Below are 24,490 nucleotides of genomic sequence, written 5' to 3' on the forward strand. Positions count from 1 at the left end.
CCCCCCCTCCCCCCCCCCCCCCCCCCCCCCCCCCCCCCCCCCCCCCACCCTGGCTCCTACAGATACCGTGTTCTACCAGCGAGATATTCACGGCGAACATGAAGCTTTTGTCATGAAACTCAATGCCCTGCGACCGAATGCCACGTGTTTGGCGGGCTGCAGGACTATTGTCGGTTTCGCAAAAATTCGTTACCGAACTCAGTCGTTTACTTAGCAGGCTAACCAAACATATAACAGAGTCCTGCACACGCCTTGCTGCAGATAACAGAGATTGGAGCTAGCAGATGACTGTAAAAGTAACTGAACGCGACGATTCACATAAATCCCATGAAGGCATAGCTGCCGGTATCCGTATCTGGGATGTACATCAACAAGACATGCTGGTGGGGATGTTTCATTCCGAAACCGACGCCCACAGCTACAAGGCTGAACTGGAAAAACAGGAGCAGCAACGAGCGCTCCGATCTGCATAAGCAATGACAGCATTGAAAACGACAAACCCCGCCATGAGCGGGGTTTGTCGTTGTTGAAGCCGTTAAAGGCTTACCACATCAGATCATCAGGGATCTGATAGGCCGCGTATGGATCATCTTCGGCAGCGACTTCTTCAGTCTTGACGTTCAGCTGCACGATGCGCCGAGGATCGCGCTCCTGAATCTTCAGGGCCGCCTCACGCGGGATCACTTCGTAGCCGCCGGCATGGTGCACGATCGCCAGGAAGCCATTGCTCAACTGGTTGCGCATCAGCGTGTTGACGGAGATACGCTTGACCTTCTTGTCGTCAACGAAGTTGTAGTAGTCCTCGGTGGTCAGCTTCGGCAGGCGCGAGACTTCGATCAATTGCTTGATCTGCGCCGCGCGAGCCTTGGCCTCGACTTTCTCCTGTTGCTGACGGTTCAGCTCCTGGTCGCGCTTGACCTTCTCGGCCATGGCTTCCTGGGCGGCACGCTGCTGCGAGTCATCGAGTTCAATCTGGCCTTTATGGGCCAGGCGTTGCTGCTTCTGCTTCTCTTTGCCGACCTGTTTGGCCTGCTTTTGGTTGACCAGCCCTGCTTTGAGCAACTGGTCGCGAAGGGAAATGCTCATGGTGCTTATTTCTCACTTAGGCCACTGCTCAACCGCAGCTGGGCAAATTCTTTTCCTGACGTTTGGCTTCGCCCCACAAGGCGTCCAACTCTTCGAGGGTGCAATCTTCCATGGGACGGTGGGTGTCGCGCAATGCCTGTTCGATAAAACGGAAGCGTCTTTCAAACTTGCTGTTGGCGCCACGCAGTGCAGTTTCCGGGTCGACTTTCAAATGACGCGCCAGATTGACCACGGAAAACAGCAAATCACCCACCTCATCGGCAATCGCTGCCGAGTCATTGTCGGCCATGGCTTCGAGCACTTCATCGAGTTCTTCGCGCACCTTGTCCAGCACCGGCAAGGCGTCCGGCCAGTCGAAACCGACTTGCCCCGCGCGCTTCTGCAACTTCGCCGAGCGGGACAATGCAGGCAGCGCGGCAGGCACATCGTCGAGCAAGGACAGCTGTTCGGGCGCGGATGATTTTTCGGCGCGCTCCTCAGCCTTGATCTCTTCCCAGCGCTGCTTGACCTGCTCTTCACTCAGGCGCGGAACATCCAGCGGCGCGTACAGATCACCGGTTGGAAATACGTGAGGATGGCGACGGATCAGCTTGCGGGTGATGCTGTCGATCACACCGGCGAATTCGAAGCGCCCCTCTTCCCGGGCCAACTGACTGTAATAAACCACCTGGAACAGCAAATCACCCAACTCGCCCTGCAAGTGATCGAAGTCACCGCGCTCGATGGCGTCAGCGACTTCATAGGCTTCCTCAAGGGTGTGCGGGACGATGGTGGCGTAGGTTTGCTTGATGTCCCACGGGCAACCGAACTGCGGGTCGCGCAGACGGTTCATCAGGTGCAGCAAGTCTTCAAGTGAATACATCAATCAATCTCTACATCTGCAATGCGGTATGTCGGCCCAACCGTGCCCCTGTAGGAGCGAGGCTTGCCCGCGAAGGCGTCATACCTGACACACCGCCATCGCGGGCAAGCCTCGCTCCTACAGGGATCATCATCACGGTGTACGGTTACGCCGGGTTTCGATGATGTTCGGCAACTGGGAAATCCGTCCCAGCAACCGCCCCAATGCATCCAGCCCCGGAATCTCGATGGTCAGGGACATCAGCGCGGTGTTGTCCTCCTTGTTCGAGCGGGTGTTGACCGCCAGCACGTTGATCCGCTCGTTGAGCAGCACCTGCGACACGTCACGCAGCAAACCGGAACGGTCGTAGGCGCGGATGATGATGTCCACCGGGTAGGTGAGTACCGGCACCGGGCCCCAGCTGACCTGAATGATCCGCTCCGGCTCGCGCCCTCCCAGTTGCAGCACCGAGGCACAGTCCTGACGGTGAATGCTCACGCCACGGCCCTGGGTGATGTAACCGACAATGGCATCACCCGGCAACGGCTGGCAGCAACCGGCCATTTGCGTCATCAGGTTGCCGACACCCTGAATCTGAATGTCGCCGCGCTTGCCCGGTTTGTAGCCGGTGGCTTTGCGCGGGATCAGCTCCAGCTGCTCATTGCCGCGTTCCGGCTCGACCAGTTGTTGCGCCAGGTTCACCAGTTGCGCCAGGCGCAGATCGCCCGCGCCCAACGCGGCGTACATGTCTTCGGCGGTCTTCATGTTGGCCTTGTCGGCCAGCTTGTCGAAGTCCACCGCTGGCAAGCCGAGACGACTGAGCTCACGTTCGAGCAGGGTTTTACCGGCCGCGACGTTCTGATCACGCGCCTGCAACTTGAACCAGTGAACGATCTTTGCCCGTGCCCGCGAGGTGGTGATGTAACCCAGGTTCGGGTTCAGCCAGTCGCGGCTCGGAGTGCCGTGCTTGCTGGTGATGATCTCGACCTGTTCACCGGTTTGCAGGCTGTAGTTGAGCGGTACGATGCGCCCGTTGATCTTCGCGCCACGGCAGTTGTGACCGATTTCGGTGTGCACGCGGTAGGCGAAGTCCAGCGGGGTCGCGCCCTTCGGCAGGTCGATGGCGTGACCGTCCGGGGTGAAAATGTAGACCCGGTCCGGCTCGATATCGACCCGCAGCTGTTCAGCCAGACCGCCGATGTCACCCAATTCTTCATGCCACTCGAGGACCTGGCGCAGCCAGGAAATTTTCTCTTCGTAGTGGTTGGACCCGGATTTGACGTCGGTGCCCTTGTAGCGCCAGTGCGCGCAAACGCCCAGCTCGGCTTCTTCGTGCATGGCGTGGGTGCGGATCTGCACTTCCAGCACCTTGCCCTCGGGGCCGATCACCGCGGTGTGCAGCGAGCGGTAGCCGTTCTCTTTCGGGTTGGCAATGTAGTCGTCGAATTCCTTCGGAATGTGCCGCCACAACGTATGGACGATGCCGAGCGCGGTGTAGCAGTCGCGCATTTCCGGCACCAGCACACGAACGGCGCGCACGTCGTAGATCTGGCTGAACTCCAGCCCCTTGCGCTGCATTTTGCGCCAGATCGAATAGATGTGTTTGGCCCGGCCGCTGATGTCGGCGTCGATGCCGGTGGCCTGCAACTCGACTTTCAGCTGGTTCATCACATCGGCAATGAAACGCTCGCGATCCAGACGCCGCTCGTGCAGCAACTTGGCGATCTGCTTGTACTGATCGGGCTCAAGGTAACGGAAGGACAAATCCTCCAGTTCCCATTTGATATGACCGATACCGAGACGGTGAGCCAGCGGCGCGTAGATGTCGAAGACTTCACGGGCAACGCGATTACGCTTTTCGTCGTCAGCGGTTTTCACCGCACGGATCGCGCAGGTGCGCTCGGCCAGTTTGATCAGCGCGACGCGCACGTCGTCGACCATGGCCACCAGCATTTTGCGCAGGTTTTCGACCTGGCCCTGGGTGCCCAGCACCAACGATTGACGGGGGCTCAGGCTGGCGCTGATCGCCGCCATGCGCAACACGCCGTCGATGAGTTTGGCGACCACCGGACCGAAGCGCTGGCTGACCGCCGGCAGTTCGATCTGGCCTTCGCGCACGCCGCGGTACAGGACCGCTGCGACCAACGAATCCTGATCGAGTTTGAGGTCGGCGAGAATCTCGGCGATCTCAAGGCCGGTGCGGAAACTCGAGGTCCCTTCGGACCATAGATTCTTCGCCGCATTGGCCTGTTGTTCAGACACGCGAGCGAACTCGCACGCTTCCTTCAAGGCTTCGCGATCCAGTGCCAGATCGACACTGACCGCATGATCGAGCCAAGCCTCGAGATTGATACTGCCGTCAGTGTTGATCGGCTGGTGTGCTCTCACCTGTACCATCTTGCTTACCTTCCCTACGACGCAGATTCAATGCGTCAATTCGCTGACCTTCATTGCCCGATTGCCCTCACGGGGCTACTGCAAGAGCGGCACGGGCGGCCAGTCGGACCAGACGAGCCGTCCTAGCTCGCTTCAAATAACGCCATGGCCTCGACATGTGCCGTCTGAGGAAACATATCGAGAATCCCGGCACGTTTTAACCGGTAGCCCTGCTTGATCAATTCGACCGTATCGCGCGCCAGCGTTGCCGGGTTGCACGATACGTACACCAACCGTTTGGCGCCCAGGGACGCCAGCTTGCGCACGACCTCGAAAGCACCGTCACGCGGTGGGTCCAAGAGTACCGCACAAAAGCCTTCGCGCGCCCATTCGGCATCGGTCAAAGGCTGGGATAAATCGGCCTGAAAAAAAGTCGCATTATGAAGATTGTTGCTAGCTGCATTCGCGGCTGCTCGCTCGACCATCGCCTGCACACCTTCCACTGCCACCACTTCGCGAACGACCTTGGCCAGCGGCAATGCAAAGTTACCCAACCCACAGAATAGATCGAGAACCCGTTCCTCCGCTGTCGGCTTCAGCCACTCCAACGCCTGGGCGATCATCGCTTCATTGACCCCGGCGTTGACCTGGATGAAATCTCCCGGTCGGTACGCCAGATTCAAGTTCCACTGTTCAAGTCGATAACCCAACGACTGGTCAGTCTCGACCGGTTGCGGTTCACCGTCTCCGTGCAGCCACAGTTGGGCTTCATGGAACGCGCAGAAATCCTTGAGGATCGTCATGTCGGCGTCGGACAGCGGCGCCATGTGCCGCAGCAACACCGCCAACGACGAACCGCTGAACAATTCCACATGCCCCAGCGCCTGAGGTTTGCTCAAGCGTCGAAGCATTTCCGGCAAGCGGGTCATGATCGGCTGCAAGGGCTGGACCAACACCGGGCATTCGTTGATGGCCACGATGTCCTGACTGCCCGCCGCGCGGAAACCGACTTCGAGCTTCTTCGCTTTCATGTCCCAACGCACCGCCACTCGAGCGCGACGGCGGTAACCGAATTCCGGACCGCTCAACGGCGCTGCCCACTCTTGGGGTTCGACACCGGCGACCTTGGACAGTTGTTCGGCGAGCATGCGCTGTTTCAGGGCAAGTTGTTCAGTGTGCGGCAGATGTTGCACGCTGCAACCGCCACAGCGGCCGGCATGCGGGCACGGCGCCGGACGACGCAACTCGCTGGCCTGGAACACCCGTTCGGTGCGCGCCTCGACCACTTTGCCGTGGGCACCCAACACGCGCGCCTCGACGTCTTCGCCCGCCAGCGCGCCGAGGACGAACCAGGTGCGACCTTCGAAAAACGCGATACCGCGACCGTCATTGGCCAGGCGCTCGATGCTCAAGCGCTGCTTTTTGCCGGTCGGAATTTGCGGGGCCTTGCTGCCGCCAGTGGGTTGGAAGCGCAGGCCTCTCTCTTGCTTGGCCATCAGTTGGGCGCGTCGAAAATGCCGGTCGACAAGTAACGGTCGCCACGGTCGCAAATGATCGCGACGATCACCGCGTTTTCAACTTCCCGGGACAGGCGCAGCATCGCTGCCACCGCACCGCCTGAGGAGACGCCGCAGAAGATACCTTCTTCGCGGGCCAGACGACGGGTCACGTCTTCAGCTTCGCTTTGCGCCATGTCGACAATGCGGTCGACACGATCGGCTTGATAAATCTTCGGCAGGTATTCCTGCGGCCAGCGACGGATACCCGGAATCGCCGAGCCTTCCATCGGTTGCAGGCCGATGATCTGCACGTTGTCGTTCTGCTCTTTCAAGTAGCGCGAGACACCCATGATGGTGCCGGTGGTGCCCATCGAACTGACGAAATGAGTGATGGTGCCCTCGGTCTGGCGCCAGATTTCCGGGCCGGTGGTGGTGTAGTGTGCTTCGGGGTTATCGCCGTTGGCGAACTGATCGAGCACCTTGCCACGGCCTTCGGCTTCCATTCGCTGAGCGAGGTCGCGCGCGCCTTCCATGCCTTCTTCCTGGGTGACCAGGATCAGCTCGGCGCCATAGGCCGTCATCGCGGCCTTACGTTCAGCGCTGGAGTTGTCCGGCATGATCAGGATCATCTTGTAACCCTTGATCGCGGCAGCCATGGCCAGCGCGATACCGGTGTTACCCGAAGTCGCTTCGATCAGCGTATCGCCGGCGTGGATCTGCCCACGCAATTCAGCGCGGGTAATCATCGACAGCGCCGGCCGGTCCTTGACCGAACCCGCCGGGTTATTCCCTTCGAGCTTGAGCAAAAGGGTATTGCTGGTGGCGCCAGGCAGGCGCTGCAAACGGACCAGCGGGGTGTTGCCGACGCAATCGGCGATGGTTGGGTACTGCAAGGTCATGGCGTATTCGCAATCCAGACTGCGGGGGCGCCTATCATACCGGCAAACGCGAGCAGGCCATATCACGCAAAGTGCGGTGCTTATGGCTTATGGGAATAAGGGGCTGTTTCAGCGTTACGCTCCCACAGGGTGCGGGGCCGATCAGACGATTTGTGGTCGGCAAAGATCCACTGTGGGAGCGAGCCTGCTCGCGATGGCGTCGTCACTGACGCCATCACTCTCAGCCACTAACCGAATATTTAGCCGCAGCCCACGCCCAGTGTTCTGTGCCCAAAGACTCCCGCCCTGACGTTTCACAGCATTCCTCGCAATGCTCAACCCCAAGCCGAATCCGCCATCCCCCGGCCGCGAGCCGTCGAGTCGAATGAACGGACAGAAGATCCGCTCCAGATCCGCCTCAGCCACTCCTCCACCCTCATCTTCCAGCCACAAATGCCAGAAGTCGCCGTCACGTTGCCCGCTGAAACGAACGATACCGCCACTCGGCGAATGACGAATGGCATTGCGCAGAATGTTCTCCAGCGCCTGCGCCAAGGTGTTGAGATTGCCCCGAACCCAACAGGACGAATCCACCGCGCACTGCAACTGGCTCGCCGGCCAGGTACTTTCATAACAAGCGTTTTCCGTGAGCATTTCCCACAGCGCCTGGACCTGGATCGCTTCGTCGGGCAACGGTGCGCGCTCGGTGTCGAGCCAGGCCAGTTGCAGAGTGTCTTCTACCAGCCGCTGCATGCCATCGACTTCCCGCCCGATGCGCTCGCGCAATTGCGCCAGCCCCTGCTCGCTTTCGCTGGCGACCCGCAGACGGCTCAGCGGCGTGCGCAGTTCGTGGGACAAGTCGCGCAGCAATTGCTGCTGCAGGGCCACAGTGCTTTGCAATCGCTCGGCCATGTGGTCGAAGGCCCGACCCAGCTCTCCGAGTTCATCCGAACGCTTGGTGGTGCTGCTCGACAGACGCACATTCAACTGGTCGGCGCGCCAGGCATTGGCCTGCTCGCGCAATTGATTCAACGGTACGACCAGCAGCCGATACAGGCCGACGCACAGCAACAGCGTGAACAATCCCGGGATGATGCCGTTGGTGATCACGCGCCAGAACAGCCTGTATTGGCCGGGCATGAAGCGCTGGGGCAGTTCGATGACCAGGCTGCCAGCCGTCGAATCGCCGGGAAACGGCACGCGCAGCCACGGCAGGCGTTTCTTGTGAATGGGCCAATCCAGGCCGCGCAGGAAAGTCAGTCGCTCGATTTCCTGGTCAGTGAGCGGCTGGCTGCTTAGGGACTGCAAATCACCGCTGATGACGCCAACCCAGCCTGTTTCACGCTGTTTCATGCCTTGCAGCCAGGCATCGACGCCCGCGCTCTGCTCCGAACGCCACGCCTGCTCGGCCTCGGCGGCATACCCCGTCAGCGTGACTCGGGCCTGATCCGACAGAAACTGGTTTCGCTGCTCCATGTAGCGCCCCCAGGACCAGCTCAGCCAGATCATCAGCAGACAGAACGCCACTAACAGACACGCCAGTTTCCAGAACAGCGAGTGTCGGCCCGGCAAGTCAGACCATTTCATCGCCGGCACTCAACACGTAACCCTTGCCCCAGACCGTACGCACTTGCCGCTCGGTGTAGCCGATGCCTTTGAGTTTGCGGCGGATCTGACTGATGTGCATGTCGAGGCTGCGGTCATGGGCGGCAAAACCGCGTTGCAGCACGTGCTGATAAAGGAAGGCTTTGCTCAGCACTTCATCGCCATTGCGATTCAAGGTGTCCAGCAATCGATACTCGCTGCGGGTCAGGCCGGCGGCGAGTTCGCCATAGGAAACGTCACAGAGTTCGTCATCAAAACGCAGGCTGTCGACCGAGGACGTCGCCGCTGCCGGCTCCGGCCGGCGGTCGAGCGCCACCCGGCGCAGGATCGCTTCGATGCGCACACGCAACTCGGCCATGCTGAAAGGCTTTGGCAGGTAATCATCGGCCCCCAGGCGAAAACCGCTGATGCGATCCGCCTCGGCGCCCAGCGCCGACATCAGCACCACCGGGGTCGAATGGCTCTGGCGCAGTTGCGTCAGCACGTTCAACCCGTTCAGCCCTGGCAGCAAAATGTCCATCAGCACCACGTCGAAGGGTTGCTGGCGGGCAATGTCCAGGCCTTCCTGGCCGTTCTGGCACCAGGTCACCTGAAAACCGCACCGGCCCAGATGCTCGTGCACATAAGCGCCGAGCACGAGATCGTCTTCAATGGACAGGATGCGGGGATGGCCAACAGAGATGGGAGTCATGAGTATCTGCAAATAATTCTCAGTTGGCGATTATTCAAGATTGCCTGACGTTGGGCAACCCAAGGTTTGCCCGTGGGGCGAAAGCGCCGGTCCGGCCGAAGAATGACGACATCAATTTTACGAAGATTGCCTGCCTGCAAATCGCTACACTGGCCCGATGGCACGTGCCGGACGCACGTGCAGGTCAATCAATAGCTGGATGCAGGAGAGATGCGTGCTCAAGAAACTGGGAATTAAAGGCCGCGTGCTGTTGCTGACCCTGTTGCCGACCAGCCTGATGGCGCTGATCCTGGGTGGCTATTTCACCTGGATGCAGCAATCCGACCTGCAAACCCAACTGATGCAGCGCGGTGAGATGATCGCCGAACAGCTCGCGCCCTTGGTGGCCCCGGCCATGGGCCGCAAAGACAACGAGCTGCTGGAGCGTATCGCCACCCAGTCGCTGGAAACACCGGACGTGCGCGCCGTGACCTTCCTCGCCGCCGACCGTACGCCCGTAGCCCACGCCGGCCCGACCATGCTCAACCCGGCGCCGTTGGGCAATGGCTCAAAGATGCTGCGCCACAGTGGCAACGATGCGACACGCTATCTGCTGCCGGTCTTTGGCAAGCACCGCAACCTTGCCGGCGACCTGATACCGGATGAAGCCGACCGACTGTTGGGCTGGGTCGAACTCGAACTGTCCCACAGCGGCATGCTGCTGCGCGGTTACCGCAGCCTGTTCGCCAGCCTGCTGCTGATCGGCGCGGGCCTGGCTGGCGCGGCGCTGCTCGCCTTGCGCATGGGCCGGACCATCAACCGGCCGATCAGCCAGATCAAACTGGCGGTAGCGCAACTCAAGGACGGCCATCTGGAAACCCGTCTGCCACCCCTTGGCAGTCAGGAACTGGATGAGCTCGCGTCCGGCATCAACCGCATGGCCGGCACGTTGCAAAACGCGCAGGAAGAGTTGCAGAACAGTGTCGATCAGGCCACCGAAGACGTGCGCCAGAACCTGGAAACCATCGAGATCCAGAACATCGAACTGGACCTGGCGCGCAAGGAAGCCCTGGAAGCGAGCCGGATCAAATCCGAGTTCCTGGCCAACATGAGCCATGAAATCCGCACCCCGCTCAATGGCATTCTCGGCTTTACGCACCTGCTGCAAAAAAGCGAGCTGACCCCGCGTCAGCTCGACTACCTGGGCACCATCGAAAAGTCCGCCGACAGCCTGCTGGGGATCATCAACGAGATCCTCGACTTCTCGAAAATCGAGGCCGGCAAGCTGGTGCTCGACAATATTCCGTTCAACCTGCGCGACCTGCTGCAGGACACCCTGACCATCCTCGCCCCGGCCGCCCATGCCAAACAGCTTGAGTTGGTGAGCCTGGTGTATCGCGACACGCCGTTGTCGCTGGTGGGCGATCCGCTTCGGCTCAAGCAGATCCTCACCAACCTGGTGAGCAACGCGATCAAGTTCACTCGCGAAGGCACCATCGTCGCCCGGGCCATGCTCGAAGAAGAACACGAAGACAGCGTGCAACTGCGCATCAGCATTCAGGACACCGGCATCGGCCTGTCGAACCAGGATGTGCGCGCGCTGTTCCAGGCGTTCAGCCAGGCTGACAATTCGCTGTCCCGACAGCCAGGAGGCACGGGCCTGGGTCTGGTGATTTCCAAGCGCCTGATCGAACAGATGGGCGGCGAGATCGGTGTCGACAGTACGCCGGGCGAAGGTTCGGAATTCTGGATCAGCCTCAGCCTGCCCAAGACCCGCGACGACGCCGAAGACCTGCCCGGCCCGCCGCTGCTCGGGCGCCGCGTCGCGGTGCTGGAAAACCATGAACTGGCCCGTCAGGCCTTGCAGCATCAGCTGGAAGATTGCGGCCTGGCTGTCACGCCGTTCAATACCCTGGAAAGCCTGACCAATGGCGTGACCGGCGCGCATCAGACCGATCAGGCGATCGATCTGGCGGTGCTCGGCATCACCAGCAACGACATGCCACCGGAGCGCCTCAACCAGCACATCTGGGACCTCGAACACCTGGGCTGCAAAGTGTTGGTGCTGTGCCCGACCACCGAACAGACACTGTTCCACCTCTCGGTGCCCAACCCGCACAGTCAGCTTCAGGCCAAGCCGGCCTGCACCCGCAAGTTGCGTCGGGCATTGTCCGATCTGGTCAACCCGCGCCAGCAGCGCAGCGAGCCCGGCGAACCGGTATCGAGCCGCGCGCCGAAGGTGCTGTGCGTCGACGACAACCCGGCCAACTTGTTGCTGGTGCAAACCCTGCTCGAAGACATGGGTGCCAAGGTGCTCGCGGTCGAAAGCGGTTACGCGGCAGTCAAAGCAGTGCAAAGCGAGACTTTTGACCTGGTGCTGATGGACGTGCAAATGCCCGGCATGGACGGGCGTCAAAGCACCGAGGCGATTCGTCAGTGGGAAAGCGAGCGCCATTGCACGCCGCTGCCGATCGTCGCCCTCACCGCCCACGCCATGGCCAACGAAAAACGCGCGCTGCTGCAAAGCGGCATGGACGACTACCTGACCAAACCGATCAGCGAACGGCAATTGGCCCAGGTGGTGTTGAAGTGGACAGGCCTGGCGTTGCGCAATCACGGGCCGGAGCGCTCCAGCGACAGCCATGGCGGCGCCCATGAATTGCAGGTGCTCGACCACGACGAAGGCTTGCGCCTGGCCGCCGGCAAGGCCGATCTGGCCGCGGACATGCTGGCGATGTTGCTGGCCTCCCTGGAAGCTGATCGCGAGGCCATTCGCCTGGCCCGGGAAACCAATGACAACAACGCCTTGATCGAGCGTGTCCACCGCCTGCACGGCGCGACTCGTTATTGCGGCGTCCCGCAACTGCGTGCCGCCTGCCAGCGCAGCGAAACCCTGCTCAAGCAACAGGACCCCAAAGCCCCCGGTGCCCTGGAAGAACTCGACCGAGCGATCAACCGCCTGGCCGCCCATGCCCGGATAAACGCTTGATGCAGCGCAATGGCGCCGGCCAGCATCGGCGCTAAGCTCACCGGGTTCTGTTCGTAGCGGCATCATTCCAGGTGTGGGAGCCCCTCGCCACAGCCGTTCGCACAATGGAACGGTGCGCGGCCACACAGGACTCGAAAAATATCAGGAGGACTGTATGCGCACGATTCTTTTCAGCAGCCAGACCTACGACCGTGACAGTTTTCTCGGCACCGAACTCCCTGCCGGTATCGAGCTGCACTTTCAATCGGCGCGGCTGAGCCTCGATACGGTGGCGCTGGCGGAGCATCACGAGGTGGTCTGCGCGTTCATCAATGATGACTTGAGCGCGCCGGTGCTGGAACGTCTGGCAGCGGGCGGCACACGCTTGATCGCCCTGCGCTCGGCCGGTTACAACCATGTCGATCTCGCGGCGGCGAAGCGTTTAGGGCTGTCAATTGTGCGGGTCCCGGCATACTCGCCGCACGCGGTGGCCGAGCACGCGGTGGCGCTGATCCTGGCGCTCAACCGCCGCCTGCACCGTGCCTACAACCGTACCCGCGAAGGGGATTTCAGCCTGCACGGCCTGACCGGTTTCGATTTGGTGGGCAAGACGGTCGGCGTGGTCGGCACCGGGCAGATCGGCGCAACCTTCGCGAAAATCATGAACGGTTTCGGTTGCCGGTTGCTGGCCTACGACCCCTACCCCAATCCGCAGGTCGAAGCCCTCGGCGCCCGCTACCTGAGCTTGCCGCAATTGCTGGCCGAGTCGCAGATCATCAGCCTGCACTGCCCGCTCAATGAGCAGAGCAAACACTTGATCAACCGTGAATCACTGGCGCACTTGCAGCCCGGCGCGATGTTGATCAACACCGGACGCGGCGGCCTGGTGGACACGCCGGCGCTGATTGATGCACTGAAGGACGGCCAATTGGGGTATCTGGGGCTGGATGTCTATGAAGAGGAAGCGCAGCTGTTCTTCGAGGACCGCTCCGACCTGCCGCTGCAGGACGATGTGCTGGCGCGGCTGCTGACCTTTCCGAACGTGATCATCACCGCGCACCAGGCCTTCCTGACGCGCGAAGCGCTGGACGCAATTGCCACGACCACCCTGCAGAACATCGCAGCATGGGCCGCTGGCACGCCGCAGAATCAGGTCGAGGGCTGAGCCGGTCAGGCCTTGGACAAGAGAATCATCAGGCCCAGCCAGCCGAAACCCAGCAAGCGTTGCCCCACGGAATGCCCGCGACGCAGCAGGAACCAGACAAAAAACGGCGGCAGGAAAAAAATCATCAGCTTCAGCCACAGTTCCACCGGACGCACGCCGTTGGAGGCGGGCATCGGCGCCGCCATCTCGATTGGGGCTTCGGTTTTGCGTTTACGCCCGAATGCGGCCGGGGTCACCCTGGCCACTTTCTCATCCTCCGGTAAACGCCCGAAAGAAAGGGGTGCCTGCACAGGCGCTGCCGTCGAAGTGGCCGCTTGCACCGTTCCCGCCGGTGCACCGCAATGAATGCAAGCAGGCGCCGTGGAGCTGATACGTTGCTTGCACTCATAACATTCGATTAACGCCATGTCCGTTCCTTAGAAATGCAAAAGCGGCAGTGTGCCATGAGTCGACCGGTGATTTGAACCAGATCGAAGGTCATCTGCGCGCGCCATGCTGCGAGCAGGCCCGTGATAGCATACCGCGCATATTTGGAGGACCCATGGTCGAACACGATTTCCGCTATAGCCTGATGAACCCGCAACACACCCTCACCGAATGCCGCGCCCTTGTGCCGGGGCGTTATCAAGTCACCGGCAACGGCGGCTCGATTCGTAATAACGACGTGCTGGTCGTGACCCTCAAAGGTGCCAAGGACCTGTCCATGCGCCTGACCGTGGAAACGGTTCGCCACTTGATCAACCCGCCCGGCCAATGGGTCGCAGTGGCCAGTGGTCCGGTGTTCGGCGAATTGGCGATCCACACCTGGAAAGTCAACTGCGACAGCTGCGCCAAAGAGCTGAGCTTTGAGTTTGCGGTCGATGCCAAACTGGGCAACAAGGCAGAAAAACCTGCCGCCACTGCGCGGATTGCCGAGCTGGGCTGGACCACCGTTGGCGAGAAGCACCTGTGCCCGACCTGCCAGGAGCCCGCGTGATGAAACACCTCGCCCTGACCGCCCTGGTTGGTGCCAGCCTGCTGGGCTGCGCCGCCGAGCCGGTGAAATTGCAACAAAACCGCAGCTACATCCTGGAATGGATCGGCGAACGTCCACTGATGGATTACAGCCACCTGACCATCACCCTCGGTGAAGACGGTCGGGCTTACGGCAATGGCGGCTGCAACCACTGGTTTGCACCGTACACGCTCGAAGGTGACAAGCTGAGCTTCGGCAAGATCGGCAGCACCCGCAAAATGTGCGCACCCGCCGTGATGGAGCAGGAAAAGCGCTTCATGCAGGCCCTGGAAAATGTGCAGCGCTGGGATGTTTCGCCGATCGAACAGATGCGCTTCTGGCCGGCCGAAGGCAAGCCGTTGCGTTGGTGGCTTGAAGAGGGTTGATAACCCCGAGCTGTGGCCAAGTGAATACCTGTGGCGAGGGAGCTTGCTCCCGCTGGGCTGCGCAGCAGCCCTAAAACCCGTCACCTCGGTTCATCAGGAACACCGTTTGTACCGGTTTTGCGACTGCTGCGCAGTCGAGCGGGAGCAAGCTCCCTCGCCACAAGATCCATGCGCAGTCACTTGACCGCTTGCAACGCCTCAAGCTTGGCCATCACCCCCGCCGCCGTCTGCTCGCCCATCAACTGCTCGCGCACCTTGCCCTTGTTGTCGATGATGTAGGTCACCGGCAACGCTTCGCTGCGCGGCAACTCGAAAAGATCCGCCGGGTCCGACGCCAGCACGGTGAACTTGATCCCCAGTTTCTCGCTGGCGCTTTTCAGCTCTTCCCCCTGCACATTGTCGAAATTGACCCCGAACACACCAATCTTCTTGTCCTTCAGCTGAACGGCCAGCTCATTCAACTCCGGGATTTCGGTACGGCACGGGCCACACCATTCCGCCCAGTAGTTGAGTACCACCCATTGGTTGTCCAGACGTTCGGCGGCGACTTTCTGGCCGTTCTGGTCGATGCCATAGTCGTTGCCACAGCCCCCCAGCATCAACGCACCGATGATCGCCAATGCTGCTGCCAGTCGTCTTGTCATGTCGTAATCCTTGTTCAAAATTGAATGCGCCTGCGACCCATCGCCTCCCGAGGTTCTGGATTACGCGCTGCACAGTTAGAATAGCCGCCACCTTACGCAAGATGCGACCCGCACATGACCGATCTGACGCTTTATCACAACCCGCGCTGCTCGAAATCCCGCGGTGCGCTCGAACTGCTGGAAGCCCGTGGCCTGACCCCGACCGTGATCCGCTACCTGGAAACGCCGCTGGACGCCGCGCAAATCCAGAGCCTGCTGACCAAACTCGGCATCAGCGCCCGGCAACTGTTGCGCACCGGCGAGGACGAATACAAGACTCTCAACCTGGCCGACAGCAGTTTGAGCGAGGAGCAATTGATCGCCGCCATCGCCGCCAACCCGAAACTCATGGAGCGACCGATTCTGGAAGTCGGCGACAAAGCCATCATCGGCCGTCCGCCGGAGAATGTGCTGGAGTTGCTGCCGTGAGCGCGCCGTACATTCTGGTTCTGTATTACAGCCGCAGCGGTTCGACCAATGAAATGGCCCGGCAAATTGCCCGTGGTGTCGAGCAGGCCGGGATGGAAGCGCGCTTGCGCACGGTGCCGCCGATCTCCACCGAATGCGAAGCCGTGTCGCCGGACATCCCCGATGAAGGCGCGCTGTACGCCAGCCTCGACGACCTGAAGCACTGCGCGGGCCTGGCCATGGGCAGTCCGACCCGATTCGGCAACATGGCCGCGCCGCTCAAGTACTTCCTCGACGGCACCAGCAATCTTTGGCTGACGGGGGCGCTGGTGGGCAAACCGGCCGGGGTATTCACCTCCACCGCAAGCCTGCACGGTGGTCAGGAAACCACGCTGCTGTCGATGATGTTGCCGTTGCTGCACCACGGCATGCTGATTACCGGCCTGCCGTATAGCGAATCGGCCCTGCTGGAAACCCGTGGCGGCGGCACGCCGTATGGCGCCAGTCATCACGCCGGGGCGGATGGCAAAAGCGGTTTGAACGAACATGAAGTCGCGCTGTGCCGGGCCTTGGGCCTGCGGCTGGCGAAGACTGCGCAGAAACTGGGGAACTGACGTGGCGAAAAAGCCGAAGATTCTGCCCTCGATCGAATGGCTCGAACCGCGGGTCCGGGCGATGCGCGCGATCAGCCTGCTGTGCTTTTTCGGGCTGGTGGGGCTGCTGTGCGCCTATTATCTGGTATTTGCCGACCTGCACGGCGCCCGGCCGTGGGTGATTTTGCTGATCGAACTGGTGCCCCTGCTATTGCTCGCACCGGGGATGATCATCGGCAGCGCACGCGGGCATTCGTGGATGTGCTTTGTGGTGAATCTGTATTTCATCAAGGGCGCACTGGCCGCGTATGACCCCAATCGGCAGCTGTTTGGCTTGCTGGAAATGGGCGCGAGCCTGGCGGTGTTTTGCTCGGCGCTGTTGTATGTGCGGTGGCGGTTTCAGTTGAATCGCAAGTTGGCGGGTGAAGGCGAGATCTCCGCCGCCTGATCTGACGCCTTCGCGGGCAAGCTTCGCTCCTACAAGGACTGCACCGCACCTGTAGGAGCAAAGCTTGCTCGCGAAGGCCACGACTCGGTCTTAATGATTGACGGTGTACGCCAGCATCATCGAAATTTGGCTCATCGGCCGGCCGCCACTCTGTTCATGCCACTGGTTGAACACATCCTGCACCAACGCCAGGTCCCGCTGGCTGGTCGGCACCTTGTCGACGATCTTCTGCGCGTTCAGCCCCGCCACCACGTCATAGCTCGGCACAAACGTATCCTTGCCGACCATGCGCAAGAAACGCGGCGCCGACAACCCGCCCAATTGATGGCCGCGCTTTTTCAGATACGTCCACAGCCCGACGATGTCCGTCACCGGCCAATCGGCGATCAATGCGCCGAAGCTGCCCTTCTCATGCGCCACGTCCAGTACGAACTGCGCATTGCGCGGCACGCTCTTGAGCTTGCCCAGGTGTCGGATGATCCGCGCGTCCTGCATCAGGCGCTCAAGGTGTTCGGCGCTCATCAGCACCACCTTTTCCGGGTCGAACTTGAAGAACACTTCTTCGAACGACGGCCACTTGGCGTCCACAAGACTGTGTTTGAGGCCGGCGCGAAACACGCGCAGGGCCATGGTCGAGAGATAACGATCGTCGCTGATCTTGCGCAGTTGCGCCGGGGTCTTGGGAACGGGCAGATGGGCTTCCAGTTCAGCTGCTGAACCGAAGCGATTCAGACAGTATTCGTGCAGCCACTTGTAATCGCGCATGCCCTCTCCTGGAGGTTGAAACAAAAAACAATTGCAGGAGTGAGCCTGCTCGCGATAGCGGTGTGTCATTCAACGTTGATGTCGACTGACACGACGCAATCGCGAGCAGGCTCGCTCCTACAGTTTCTGATTAGAGGTTGACCACGTTGACGAACCGCGAGGCGGCGGTTTCGTCGATCTTGAGGCTGGTGAAGTCGAACAGGTTACGGTCCGCCAGTTGCGACGGTTGCACGTTCTGCAAGCTGCGGAAAATGCTTTCGGTGCGGCCCGGGGTCTTGCGTTCCCACTCTTGCAGCATGTCCTTGACCACCTGACGTTGCAGGTTTTCCTGGGAGCCGCAGAGGTTGCACGGGATGATCGGGAATTGCTTGAAGTCCGAGTAGGCCTGAATGTCTTTTTCGTTGCAGTAGGCCAGCGGCCGGATCACCACGTTGCGGCCGTCGTCGGCGCGCAGCTTCGGCGGCATGGCCTTGAGCGAACCGTTGAAGAACATATTAAGGAAGAACGTCTCGACGATGTCGTCGCGGTGGTGACCGAGGGCCATTTTGGTCGCGCCGATTTCGTCGGCAAAGGTGTAGAGCGTGCCGCGACGCAGGCGCGAGCACAACGAGCAGGTGGTCTTGCCTTCCGGGATCAGCTCCTTGACCACCGAGTAAGTGTCTTTCTCGACAATGTGGTACTCGATGCCCAGCGTTTTCAGATAGGCCGGCAACACGTGTTCAGGGAAGCCTGGCTGTTTCTGGTCCATGTTCACGGCCACGATCTCGAACTTGATCGGAGCGACCTTCTGCAAGTGCAAGAGCACGTCGAGCATGGTGTAGCTGTCCTTGCCACCGGACAGGCAGACCATGACCTTGTCGCCGTCTTCAATCATGTTGAAATCGGCAACAGCCTCACCCGCCTGACGGCGAAGGCGCTTTTGCAGTTTGTTCTGGTTGACCGTGAGAGTGCCCATGACGCGAAATCCGTAAGGTGTGACGAAAGGCCGGCATTTTACGCAAAAACCCACCGTCGGCGAAGTGCCTGGCGACTGCACTTTATCTGAGCTGAGCATACCCCTGTGGCGAGGGAGCTTGCTCCCGCCGGGTCGCGCAGCGGCCCCAAAACCATCCTGCACCATCGGGTCAGTCAAACCCCGTCGGCCGTTTTTGCGACGGCTGCGCAGCCGAACGGGAGCAAGTTCCCTCGCCACATAGGTCGCGCAAGACCCTGCGGCGATTAACAGCGGGGTTTACAGCGCAATTTGCTCTAACGCCCTACAACCTGCGCCGTGAAGACCTTTCTATACTGCGACATAAGGTCGCATACATATCCAGACCTTTTACTTACTTGGCCACTTTGGCCTGTAGGCGCTCCACTGGGGGGCGACGGTAAAAACAAGAGGAGTGACTGGCATGATCCATCACGTAGTGGGGCTCTTCACCCACCCCGACCAGGAATGGAAAGAAATCCGTGGCGACCAAGAGGAAAGCATCAGCCACATGTACCTGACTCACACGCTGATTCTGGCGGCAATTCCCGCTGTGTCGGCGTTTATCGGCACCACTCAGGTCGGCTGGGTCATCGGCAATCGAGCGCCGGTCATGTTGACCCAGGAAAGCGCGCTATGGATGACGATCATGTCGTACCTGGCGATGCTCGGCGGCGTCGCGGTCATGGGCGCATTCATCCACTGGATGGCCCGTACCTATGACGCCAATCCAAGCCTGGCCCGCTGCGTTGCATTTGCGACCTATACCGCGACCCCGCTGTTCATCGGCGGTCTGGCGGCGCTGTACCCACATATGTGGCTGGGGATGATCGTCGGAACGGCGGCCATCTGCTACACGGTGTACTTGCTGTATGTGGGGCTACCCACTTTCATGAACATTCCATCAGACGAGGGCTTCCTGTTTTCCAGTTCGGTACTTGCCGTAGGCCTGGTGGTGCTGGTCGCCATCATGGCGTTTACAGTGATTGTCTGGGGACTCGGCGTGGGGCCGGTCTACACCAATTAGCAACTCACCACCCAAAAACAAGATCTGCCAACACAGGCCGCCGCAAGGCGGCCTTCTAATGTGTGAGGGGTAACGACCATTCGGCGCCTCGGCGATTCGCAAGGCCCCGGGGTTGCGGCATACTCGACGTCTCTGGAGATCCATCAAGCATGCCCGAGCAACTCAATACCCGCGTCGAAGACTGTTATCAGCTGGCCGAATCCTTTTTCAAACGAACTTTCAAACGCCCCGTGGTGAGCCTCAAGCTGCGCGGTCAAAAAGCCGGTGTCGCGCATTTGCACGAGAACCTGCTGCGCTTCAATCCGCAGCTGTACCGGGAAAACACTGAAGACTTCCTCAAGCAGACCGTGGCCCACGAGGTCGCGCACCTGATCGCCCATCAACTGTTCGGCGACCGCATTCAGCCGCACGGTGAAGAGTGGCAATTGATCATGCGCGGCGTGTACGAACTGCCGCCCAATCGCTGCCACACCTACGACGTCAAACGCCGCAGCGTGACGCGCTACATCTACAAATGCCCGTGCGTCGACAGCGATTTCCCGTTTTCGGCCCAGCGCCATGGTCTGGTACGGCAAGGGCGGCGGTATTTGTGCCGGCGGTGCCGCAGCACGTTGGTGTTCAGTGGGGAGATGCGGGTCGAGTAGTCAGATTTGTGGAGTCTGGTCTGGCCTCATCGCGGACAAGCCCGCTCCCACAGGTATTGATTTCGAGCACAAGCTTTGTGAACGACACAGATCCTGTGAGAGCGAGGCTTGCCCGCGAAGAGGCCGGGACAGACGCTAGAGAATCACCTTGGCACGGCGCAATTCTGCAATCCGCTCAGCACTCATCCCCAACTCCCCCAACACCTGATCCGTATGCTGTCCCAACACCGCGCCGATATGCCGCGGCTCCGGCAATCCCTCTGAGAATTTCAACGGGCACGCCATCTGCGCCTGCGCAGAACCGTCCCCCCGCGGCACCTGCGTCACCAACTCCCGCGCCTGCAACTGCGGATGCTGCACCGCCTCGGCCAAACTCAGCACCGGCTCGACACACGCATCGACCCCGGCAAACAACTCGCACAGTTGCGCAAAGTCATGTTTCTCGAATTCGGCTTTCAACTCATTCTTCAGTACCTGTTGCTCGGCGGGTTTGGGCGACAGGCCCTTGGCCGCCAGCTCCGGCCGCCCCAGCGCGCTGCACAGTTGCTGCATGAAGGCCGGTTCCAGACTGCCCACCGATAACCAGCGCCCGTCCCGCGAACGGTAGTAGTCGTAGAAGCTGCCGCCATTGAGCATCTGATCCTCCCTGCCCGGCTCCACACCACAGGCCAGGTACCCGGCGCCGGCCATGGCGTTCAGGCTGAAGGCGCAGTCGGTCATGCTCACATCCAGATGCTGCCCCACCCCGCTGTGCTGGCGAGCGATCACCGCCGCCAGCAACCCGATCACTCCGTGCAACGAGCCGCCGGCGACATCTGCCACCTGCATGCCCAATGGCAACGGCCCGCTCTCGGTGCGGCCGGTGTAGCTCGCCAGCCCTGCCAGCGCCAGGTAGTTGATGTCGTGACCGGCGCGGTCCTTGTAGGGGCCGCTCTGGCCATAACCGGTAATCGACACGTAAATCAGCCGAGGATTGATCGCCTTCAAGGCTTCATAGCCCAGGCCCAGGCGTTCCATCACACCTGGGCGGAACTGTTCCAGCACGATGTCGTGGTCCGCCAGCAATTGCTTGATCACCTCCAGCGCCTCGGGCTGCTTGAGGTCCAGCGCCAGGCTGCGCTTGTTGCGATTGAGGTAGGCGTGGCTGGCCGACACCCCGTGATCGTGCGGCGGCAACACCCGGAGCAAATCCATACGGGTCGGCGATTCGATGCGCAGGACTTGCGCGCCCATGTCCGCCAGCAACAACGAGGCAAACGGCCCCGGCAGCAGTGTCGAGAAATCCAGAACCTTGAGTGATGCCAGTGGACCGGGCATGAGCGACCTCCGTGAACGATGCCTTCAGCCTAGGCAGGCAAACGCATTGCAGCAATCACCTGAAGTGTCAGCAGCTGTGACCGTTACGCTCAAATCCCGGGCAAGAAAAAACCCGCCGAAGCGGGTTTTTCAGTGCAACCAGTCTTACTTGACGCTGCTTGGGGTTGGGCCTTCGGCCACGCCCAGGTCGTCTTCTTCACGGGTGTCGGAGATACCGCGACCACCGGAAGCCAGCTCGACTTGCAGCTTGTCTTCGTCCAGCTCTTTCACCCACTTGGCCACGACCAGGGTCGCAACCGCGTTACCGACCAGGTTGGTCAGCGCACGGGCTTCGGACATGAAACGGTCGATACCCAGGATCAGCGCCAGGCCGGCAACCGGCAAGTGGCCAACGGCCGACAGGGTTGCTGCCAGCACAATGAAACCACTGCCGGTCACGCCTGCAGCGCCTTTGGAGGACAACAGCAACACCAGCAACAGGGTGATCTGGTGGGTGATGTCCATGTGGGTGTCGGTCGCCTGAGCGATGAACACAGCGGCCATGGTCAGGTAGATCGACGTACCGTCGAGGTTGAACGAGTAGCCAGTCGGGATTACGAGGCCGACAACGGACTTCTGTGCACCCAGGCGTTCCATTTTGATCAGCATGCGCGGCAGAGCGGATTCCGAAGAGGAAGTGCCCAGTACGATCAGCAGTTCTTCACGGATGTAGCGAATCAATTTGATTACGCTGAAGCCGTGCGCGCGGCAGATGCCGCCCAGTACCACGAGCACAAACAGGATGCAGGTGATGTAGAAGCAGATCATCAGCTGACCGAGTTGCACCAGCGAACCGACACCGTAGGCACCGATGGTGAAGGCCATCGCACCGAACGCGCCGACTGGAGCGAGCTTCATGATCATGTTGATGATGTTGAACATCACGTGGGCAAAGCGATCGATGAAGTCCAGAACCGGCTTGCCGTAGGCACCCAGGCGATGCAGGGCGAAACCGAAGATCACCGAGAACATCAGCACTTGCAGGATGTCGCCGTTGGCGAAGGCGCCGACGATGGTGTTCGGGATCACATTGAGGATAAAGGCAACGATGCTCTGGTCTTTACCGGCCGAGATGAAGCCAGCGATTTTGCTGGTGTCCAGAGTCGTCACATCGATGTGCATGCCGGCGCCCGGTTGCACGACGTTGACCACGACCAGACCGATCAGCAAGGCAATGGTGGAGACGATTTCGAAGTACAGCAGCGCATAGCCACCGGTCTTGCCGACCGATTTCATGTTCTGCATGCCGGCGATACCGCTGACGACCGTACAGAAGATGATTGGCGCGATGACCATTTTGATCAGTTTGATGAACCCGTCACCCAGTGGCTTGAGGGCCACACCGGTCTGCGGATAGAAGTGACCGAGCAGGATGCCGATGGCGATAGCAACGATCACCTGGAAATACAGGGATTTATACAGTGGCTGACGAGTCGTCATTGCAAAGTTCCTCAAGAGTGCCCCGTGACAACATCCGTCTGTTGCCCAAGACACTTCAATTGCGAACCCTCCTGCACTGGAGGGATTTGTTTTGTCGAGCTGCGCAACGGCAGGCATCTGCTCGTTGTATCGCAAGGCCCGTGCCACCTTTAAAAAAATGCCTGCATGCCTTTTGACATCAAGGGTTACAGGTCCAGCCTTGCCACTGACGGGTTACCACAATGTGGCGGATTTCCGCCCATCGACCAGGTCTCGTCCTACAATTTGGCGGATATCCGCCTGTTCATAACGAGGGTCGACAGCTACCATCCGTCGTTCATTGGGTCGGACCTGCCTGCCATGCGTGAACGCACCATCGCCAGTCATTTCGCCCGTGCCGCATTAGGTGGCGCGCGTCGGTTGGGTTATGACTATTCAAATCTGCTGCAACAACTCGGCATCAGCCCCGAGTTGCTGGATGAGCCACGGGCGCGAATTGCGCCGGAGCAGTTCACGCGATTGATCCAGGCGTTGTGGCTGGCCCTCGACGACGAATACCTCGGTTTCGGGCCGACGCCCAGTAAAACCGGGACCTTCGCAATGATGTGCCACGCCGTGATCCACTGCCGCAACCTCGATAAGGCGCTGCATCGCGGCTTATTGTTTTACAGCCTATTCCCTGACGGTCCGCGCCTGACCCTGACCCGCGAAGACGAATGGGTCCGCCTGAGCCTCGACGATTCGAAGTTCCAGGACCCTGATCATTTCCTCACCGAAAGCCAACTGATGGTGTGGCACCGCCTCGGCAGCTGGCTGATCGGCCAGCGCATTCGGCTGGAGCAGGCGACGTTCAGTTATCCAAAGCCCGAACACGGCGCCGAATACGATTTGCTGTTCCCCTGCCCCATGGAGTTTTCCACGGCGCAGAGCAGTTTGCTGTTTCACAGCCGCTACCTGCACATGCCGTTGTTGCAGGACGAACGCACACTCAAGCATTTCCTCCAACATTCTCCCGCCGACCTGCTTTCGCGCCCGGATGACGGCGACAGTCTGAGCAGCCAGTTGCGCCGCTTGCTCAGCCGCGACAGTGCACGCTGGCCGGACCTGGAAGCGGTGGCTGCGCACCTGCACATCAGCCCGCAGACGTTGCGTCGGCACTTGCGCGAAGAAGGGTCGAGTTTTCAGGAATTGAAGGATCAGTTGCGCCGGGACATTGCGATTTATCACCTGGGGCGAGCAGATCTGTCGTTACAGCAGATTGCCGAGCAATTGGGGTTTTCCGAGCCTTCGGCGTTTCATCGGGCGTTCAAAAAATGGACCGGGTTGACGCCGGGCGCCTATCGCGCGCAAGAGAACTGAATCTGCGTTGAATTGGCCGGCCTCATCGCGAGCAGGCTCGCTCCTACAGGTGATCGGTGTGAACGCAAATTATGCATTCACCGAAGATCTCCTGTGGGAGCGAGCCTGCTCGCGATGAACGATGATGCGGTCTGCCTGAACGAACGACTACGGCGGATCAAGCCTGTCCAGCATCTGAAACTGGTTTTTGGGTTGAATTGACCGGCCTCATCGCGAGCAGGCTCGCTCCTACAGGTGATCGGTGTGAACGCAAATGATGCATTCACTGAAGATCTCCTGTGGAAGCGAGCCTGCTCGCGATGAACGATGACGCGGTCTACCCGACTGAACGACTACGGCGGATCAAGCCT

General features: G+C 60.4%; 24 protein-coding genes. 11 read left to right on the forward strand and 13 right to left on the reverse strand.

Annotated elements, in window-relative coordinates; genetic code table 11:
• Positions 1 to 284: 284 nt before the first annotated feature.
• On the forward strand, positions 285 to 473 hold the full coding sequence (locus AC1ROI_RS31845; protein WP_010457086.1) for a hypothetical protein: 189 nt from the start codon (positions 285 to 287) through the stop codon (positions 471 to 473).
• A gap of 70 nt (positions 474 to 543) precedes the next feature.
• Here the strand turns inward: AC1ROI_RS31845 and AC1ROI_RS31850 are convergent, their stop codons facing one another.
• The 7 genes from AC1ROI_RS31850 to AC1ROI_RS31880 all read right to left on the reverse strand — a co-directional run bounded on the left by AC1ROI_RS31850 (position 544) and on the right by AC1ROI_RS31880 (position 8,976).
• A complete protein-coding gene (locus tag AC1ROI_RS31850) occupies positions 544 to 1,086 on the reverse strand; it encodes a DUF2058 domain-containing protein (RefSeq protein ID WP_010457087.1) in 543 nt (180 codons plus the stop codon).
• A 28-nt stretch (positions 1,087 to 1,114) separates the two neighbouring features.
• Positions 1,115 to 1,948, reverse strand: a complete 834-nt coding sequence (mazG, locus tag AC1ROI_RS31855; RefSeq protein WP_010457090.1) for a nucleoside triphosphate pyrophosphohydrolase — start codon at positions 1,946 to 1,948, stop codon at positions 1,115 to 1,117.
• 132 nt (positions 1,949 to 2,080) lie between these two features.
• The gene (gene relA, locus AC1ROI_RS31860; RefSeq protein WP_102595530.1) at positions 2,081 to 4,324 is read right to left on the reverse strand and encodes a GTP diphosphokinase; all 2,244 of its coding nucleotides are present in this window, start codon (positions 4,322 to 4,324) and stop codon (positions 2,081 to 2,083) included.
• A 122-nt stretch (positions 4,325 to 4,446) separates the two neighbouring features.
• Entirely contained in the window at positions 4,447 to 5,799 is a 1,353-nt protein-coding gene (gene rlmD, locus AC1ROI_RS31865; RefSeq protein WP_102595529.1) for a 23S rRNA (uracil(1939)-C(5))-methyltransferase RlmD, read from the reverse strand.
• A complete protein-coding gene (gene cysM, locus AC1ROI_RS31870) occupies positions 5,799 to 6,701 on the reverse strand; it encodes a cysteine synthase CysM (RefSeq protein ID WP_042932649.1) in 903 nt (300 codons plus the stop codon). The genes rlmD and cysM overlap by 1 nt, the downstream gene beginning before the upstream one ends.
• Before the next feature lie 141 nt (positions 6,702 to 6,842).
• Positions 6,843 to 8,267: a sensor histidine kinase gene (locus AC1ROI_RS31875; RefSeq protein WP_102595528.1), complete on the reverse strand. Its 1,425-nt coding sequence runs from the start codon at positions 8,265 to 8,267 to the stop codon at positions 6,843 to 6,845.
• The gene (locus AC1ROI_RS31880; RefSeq protein ID WP_102595527.1) at positions 8,254 to 8,976 is read right to left on the reverse strand and encodes a response regulator transcription factor; all 723 of its coding nucleotides are present in this window, start codon (positions 8,974 to 8,976) and stop codon (positions 8,254 to 8,256) included. Before AC1ROI_RS31880 ends, AC1ROI_RS31875 begins: the two co-directional genes overlap by 14 nt.
• Positions 8,977 to 9,190: 214 nt before the next feature.
• On the opposite strand from AC1ROI_RS31880, the gene AC1ROI_RS31885 reads away from it, so the two are divergent.
• Entirely contained in the window at positions 9,191 to 11,944 is a 2,754-nt protein-coding gene (locus AC1ROI_RS31885; RefSeq protein ID WP_010457103.1) for a response regulator, read from the forward strand.
• 154 nt (positions 11,945 to 12,098) lie between these two features.
• Positions 12,099 to 13,088, forward strand: a complete 990-nt coding sequence (locus tag AC1ROI_RS31890; RefSeq protein ID WP_102595526.1) for a 2-hydroxyacid dehydrogenase — start codon at positions 12,099 to 12,101, stop codon at positions 13,086 to 13,088.
• A 5-nt stretch (positions 13,089 to 13,093) separates the two neighbouring features.
• On the opposite strand, the gene AC1ROI_RS31895 is transcribed toward AC1ROI_RS31890, so the two are convergent.
• Positions 13,094 to 13,495, reverse strand: coding sequence for a hypothetical protein (locus tag AC1ROI_RS31895; RefSeq protein ID WP_010457107.1), 402 nt, complete (start codon positions 13,493 to 13,495; stop codon positions 13,094 to 13,096).
• Between the two features lie 134 nt (positions 13,496 to 13,629).
• Between AC1ROI_RS31895 and AC1ROI_RS31900 the strand changes: the two genes are divergently transcribed.
• Together AC1ROI_RS31900 and AC1ROI_RS31905 are read left to right on the forward strand one after the other, a co-directional pair.
• Complete coding sequence (locus AC1ROI_RS31900) at positions 13,630 to 14,064, forward strand: hypothetical protein (protein ID WP_010457109.1); 435 nt, start codon at positions 13,630 to 13,632, stop codon at positions 14,062 to 14,064.
• Positions 14,064 to 14,468 carry an META domain-containing protein gene (locus AC1ROI_RS31905; protein ID WP_077749203.1) on the forward strand — a complete coding sequence of 135 codons (405 nt, stop codon included), beginning with the start codon at positions 14,064 to 14,066 and terminating at the stop codon, positions 14,466 to 14,468. The genes AC1ROI_RS31900 and AC1ROI_RS31905 overlap by 1 nt, the downstream gene beginning before the upstream one ends.
• 176 nt (positions 14,469 to 14,644) lie before the next feature.
• Here AC1ROI_RS31905 and AC1ROI_RS31910 read toward each other — a convergent pair whose 3' ends face one another.
• Positions 14,645 to 15,112, reverse strand: a complete 468-nt coding sequence (locus AC1ROI_RS31910) for a TlpA disulfide reductase family protein (RefSeq protein ID WP_102595525.1) — start codon at positions 15,110 to 15,112, stop codon at positions 14,645 to 14,647.
• Positions 15,113 to 15,226: 114 nt separating this feature from the next.
• On the opposite strand from AC1ROI_RS31910, the gene arsC reads away from it, so the two are divergent.
• The 3 genes from arsC to AC1ROI_RS31925 are packed head-to-tail and all read left to right on the forward strand — an operon-like array spanning position 15,227 to position 16,600.
• Positions 15,227 to 15,580 (forward strand): arsenate reductase (glutaredoxin), encoded by a 354-nt coding sequence (gene arsC, locus AC1ROI_RS31915; RefSeq protein WP_077749201.1) that lies wholly within the window; start codon positions 15,227 to 15,229, stop codon positions 15,578 to 15,580.
• Entirely contained in the window at positions 15,577 to 16,173 is a 597-nt protein-coding gene (gene wrbA, locus AC1ROI_RS31920) for an NAD(P)H:quinone oxidoreductase (RefSeq protein ID WP_010457117.1), read from the forward strand. The genes arsC and wrbA overlap by 4 nt, the downstream gene beginning before the upstream one ends.
• Before the next feature lies 1 nt (position 16,174).
• Positions 16,175 to 16,600: a DUF2069 domain-containing protein gene (locus AC1ROI_RS31925; RefSeq protein WP_010457118.1), complete on the forward strand. Its 426-nt coding sequence runs from the start codon at positions 16,175 to 16,177 to the stop codon at positions 16,598 to 16,600.
• Positions 16,601 to 16,690: 90 nt separating this feature from the next.
• Here the strand turns inward: AC1ROI_RS31925 and AC1ROI_RS31930 are convergent, their stop codons facing one another.
• Positions 16,691 to 17,365, reverse strand: a complete 675-nt coding sequence (locus AC1ROI_RS31930) for a DNA-3-methyladenine glycosylase I (protein WP_077749200.1) — start codon at positions 17,363 to 17,365, stop codon at positions 16,691 to 16,693.
• Between the two features lie 130 nt (positions 17,366 to 17,495).
• Positions 17,496 to 18,320, reverse strand: a complete 825-nt coding sequence (ttcA, locus tag AC1ROI_RS31935; protein WP_010457122.1) for a tRNA 2-thiocytidine(32) synthetase TtcA — start codon at positions 18,318 to 18,320, stop codon at positions 17,496 to 17,498.
• A 439-nt stretch (positions 18,321 to 18,759) separates the two neighbouring features.
• On the opposite strand from ttcA, the gene AC1ROI_RS31940 reads away from it, so the two are divergent.
• Positions 18,760 to 19,362, forward strand: coding sequence for a Yip1 family protein (locus tag AC1ROI_RS31940; RefSeq protein ID WP_010457124.1), 603 nt, complete (start codon positions 18,760 to 18,762; stop codon positions 19,360 to 19,362).
• A gap of 149 nt (positions 19,363 to 19,511) precedes the next feature.
• On the forward strand, positions 19,512 to 20,006 hold the full coding sequence (locus tag AC1ROI_RS31945; RefSeq protein WP_010457127.1) for a SprT family zinc-dependent metalloprotease: 495 nt from the start codon (positions 19,512 to 19,514) through the stop codon (positions 20,004 to 20,006).
• 135 nt (positions 20,007 to 20,141) lie between these two features.
• On the opposite strand, the gene AC1ROI_RS31950 is transcribed toward AC1ROI_RS31945, so the two are convergent.
• The gene (locus tag AC1ROI_RS31950; RefSeq protein WP_102595524.1) at positions 20,142 to 21,323 is read right to left on the reverse strand and encodes a CaiB/BaiF CoA transferase family protein; all 1,182 of its coding nucleotides are present in this window, start codon (positions 21,321 to 21,323) and stop codon (positions 20,142 to 20,144) included.
• Positions 21,324 to 21,467: 144 nt separating this feature from the next.
• Positions 21,468 to 22,802, reverse strand: a complete 1,335-nt coding sequence (locus tag AC1ROI_RS31955; RefSeq protein WP_083375942.1) for a dicarboxylate/amino acid:cation symporter — start codon at positions 22,800 to 22,802, stop codon at positions 21,468 to 21,470.
• Positions 22,803 to 23,141: 339 nt separating this feature from the next.
• Here AC1ROI_RS31955 and AC1ROI_RS31960 point away from each other — a divergent pair, with 339 nt between their 5' ends.
• Positions 23,142 to 24,140, forward strand: coding sequence for an AraC family transcriptional regulator (locus AC1ROI_RS31960; RefSeq protein ID WP_083377274.1), 999 nt, complete (start codon positions 23,142 to 23,144; stop codon positions 24,138 to 24,140).
• The last annotated feature ends 350 nt before the right edge of the window (positions 24,141 to 24,490 follow it).

It is taken from the genome of Pseudomonas sp. GW823-FHT02C02, assembly GCF_058797635.1.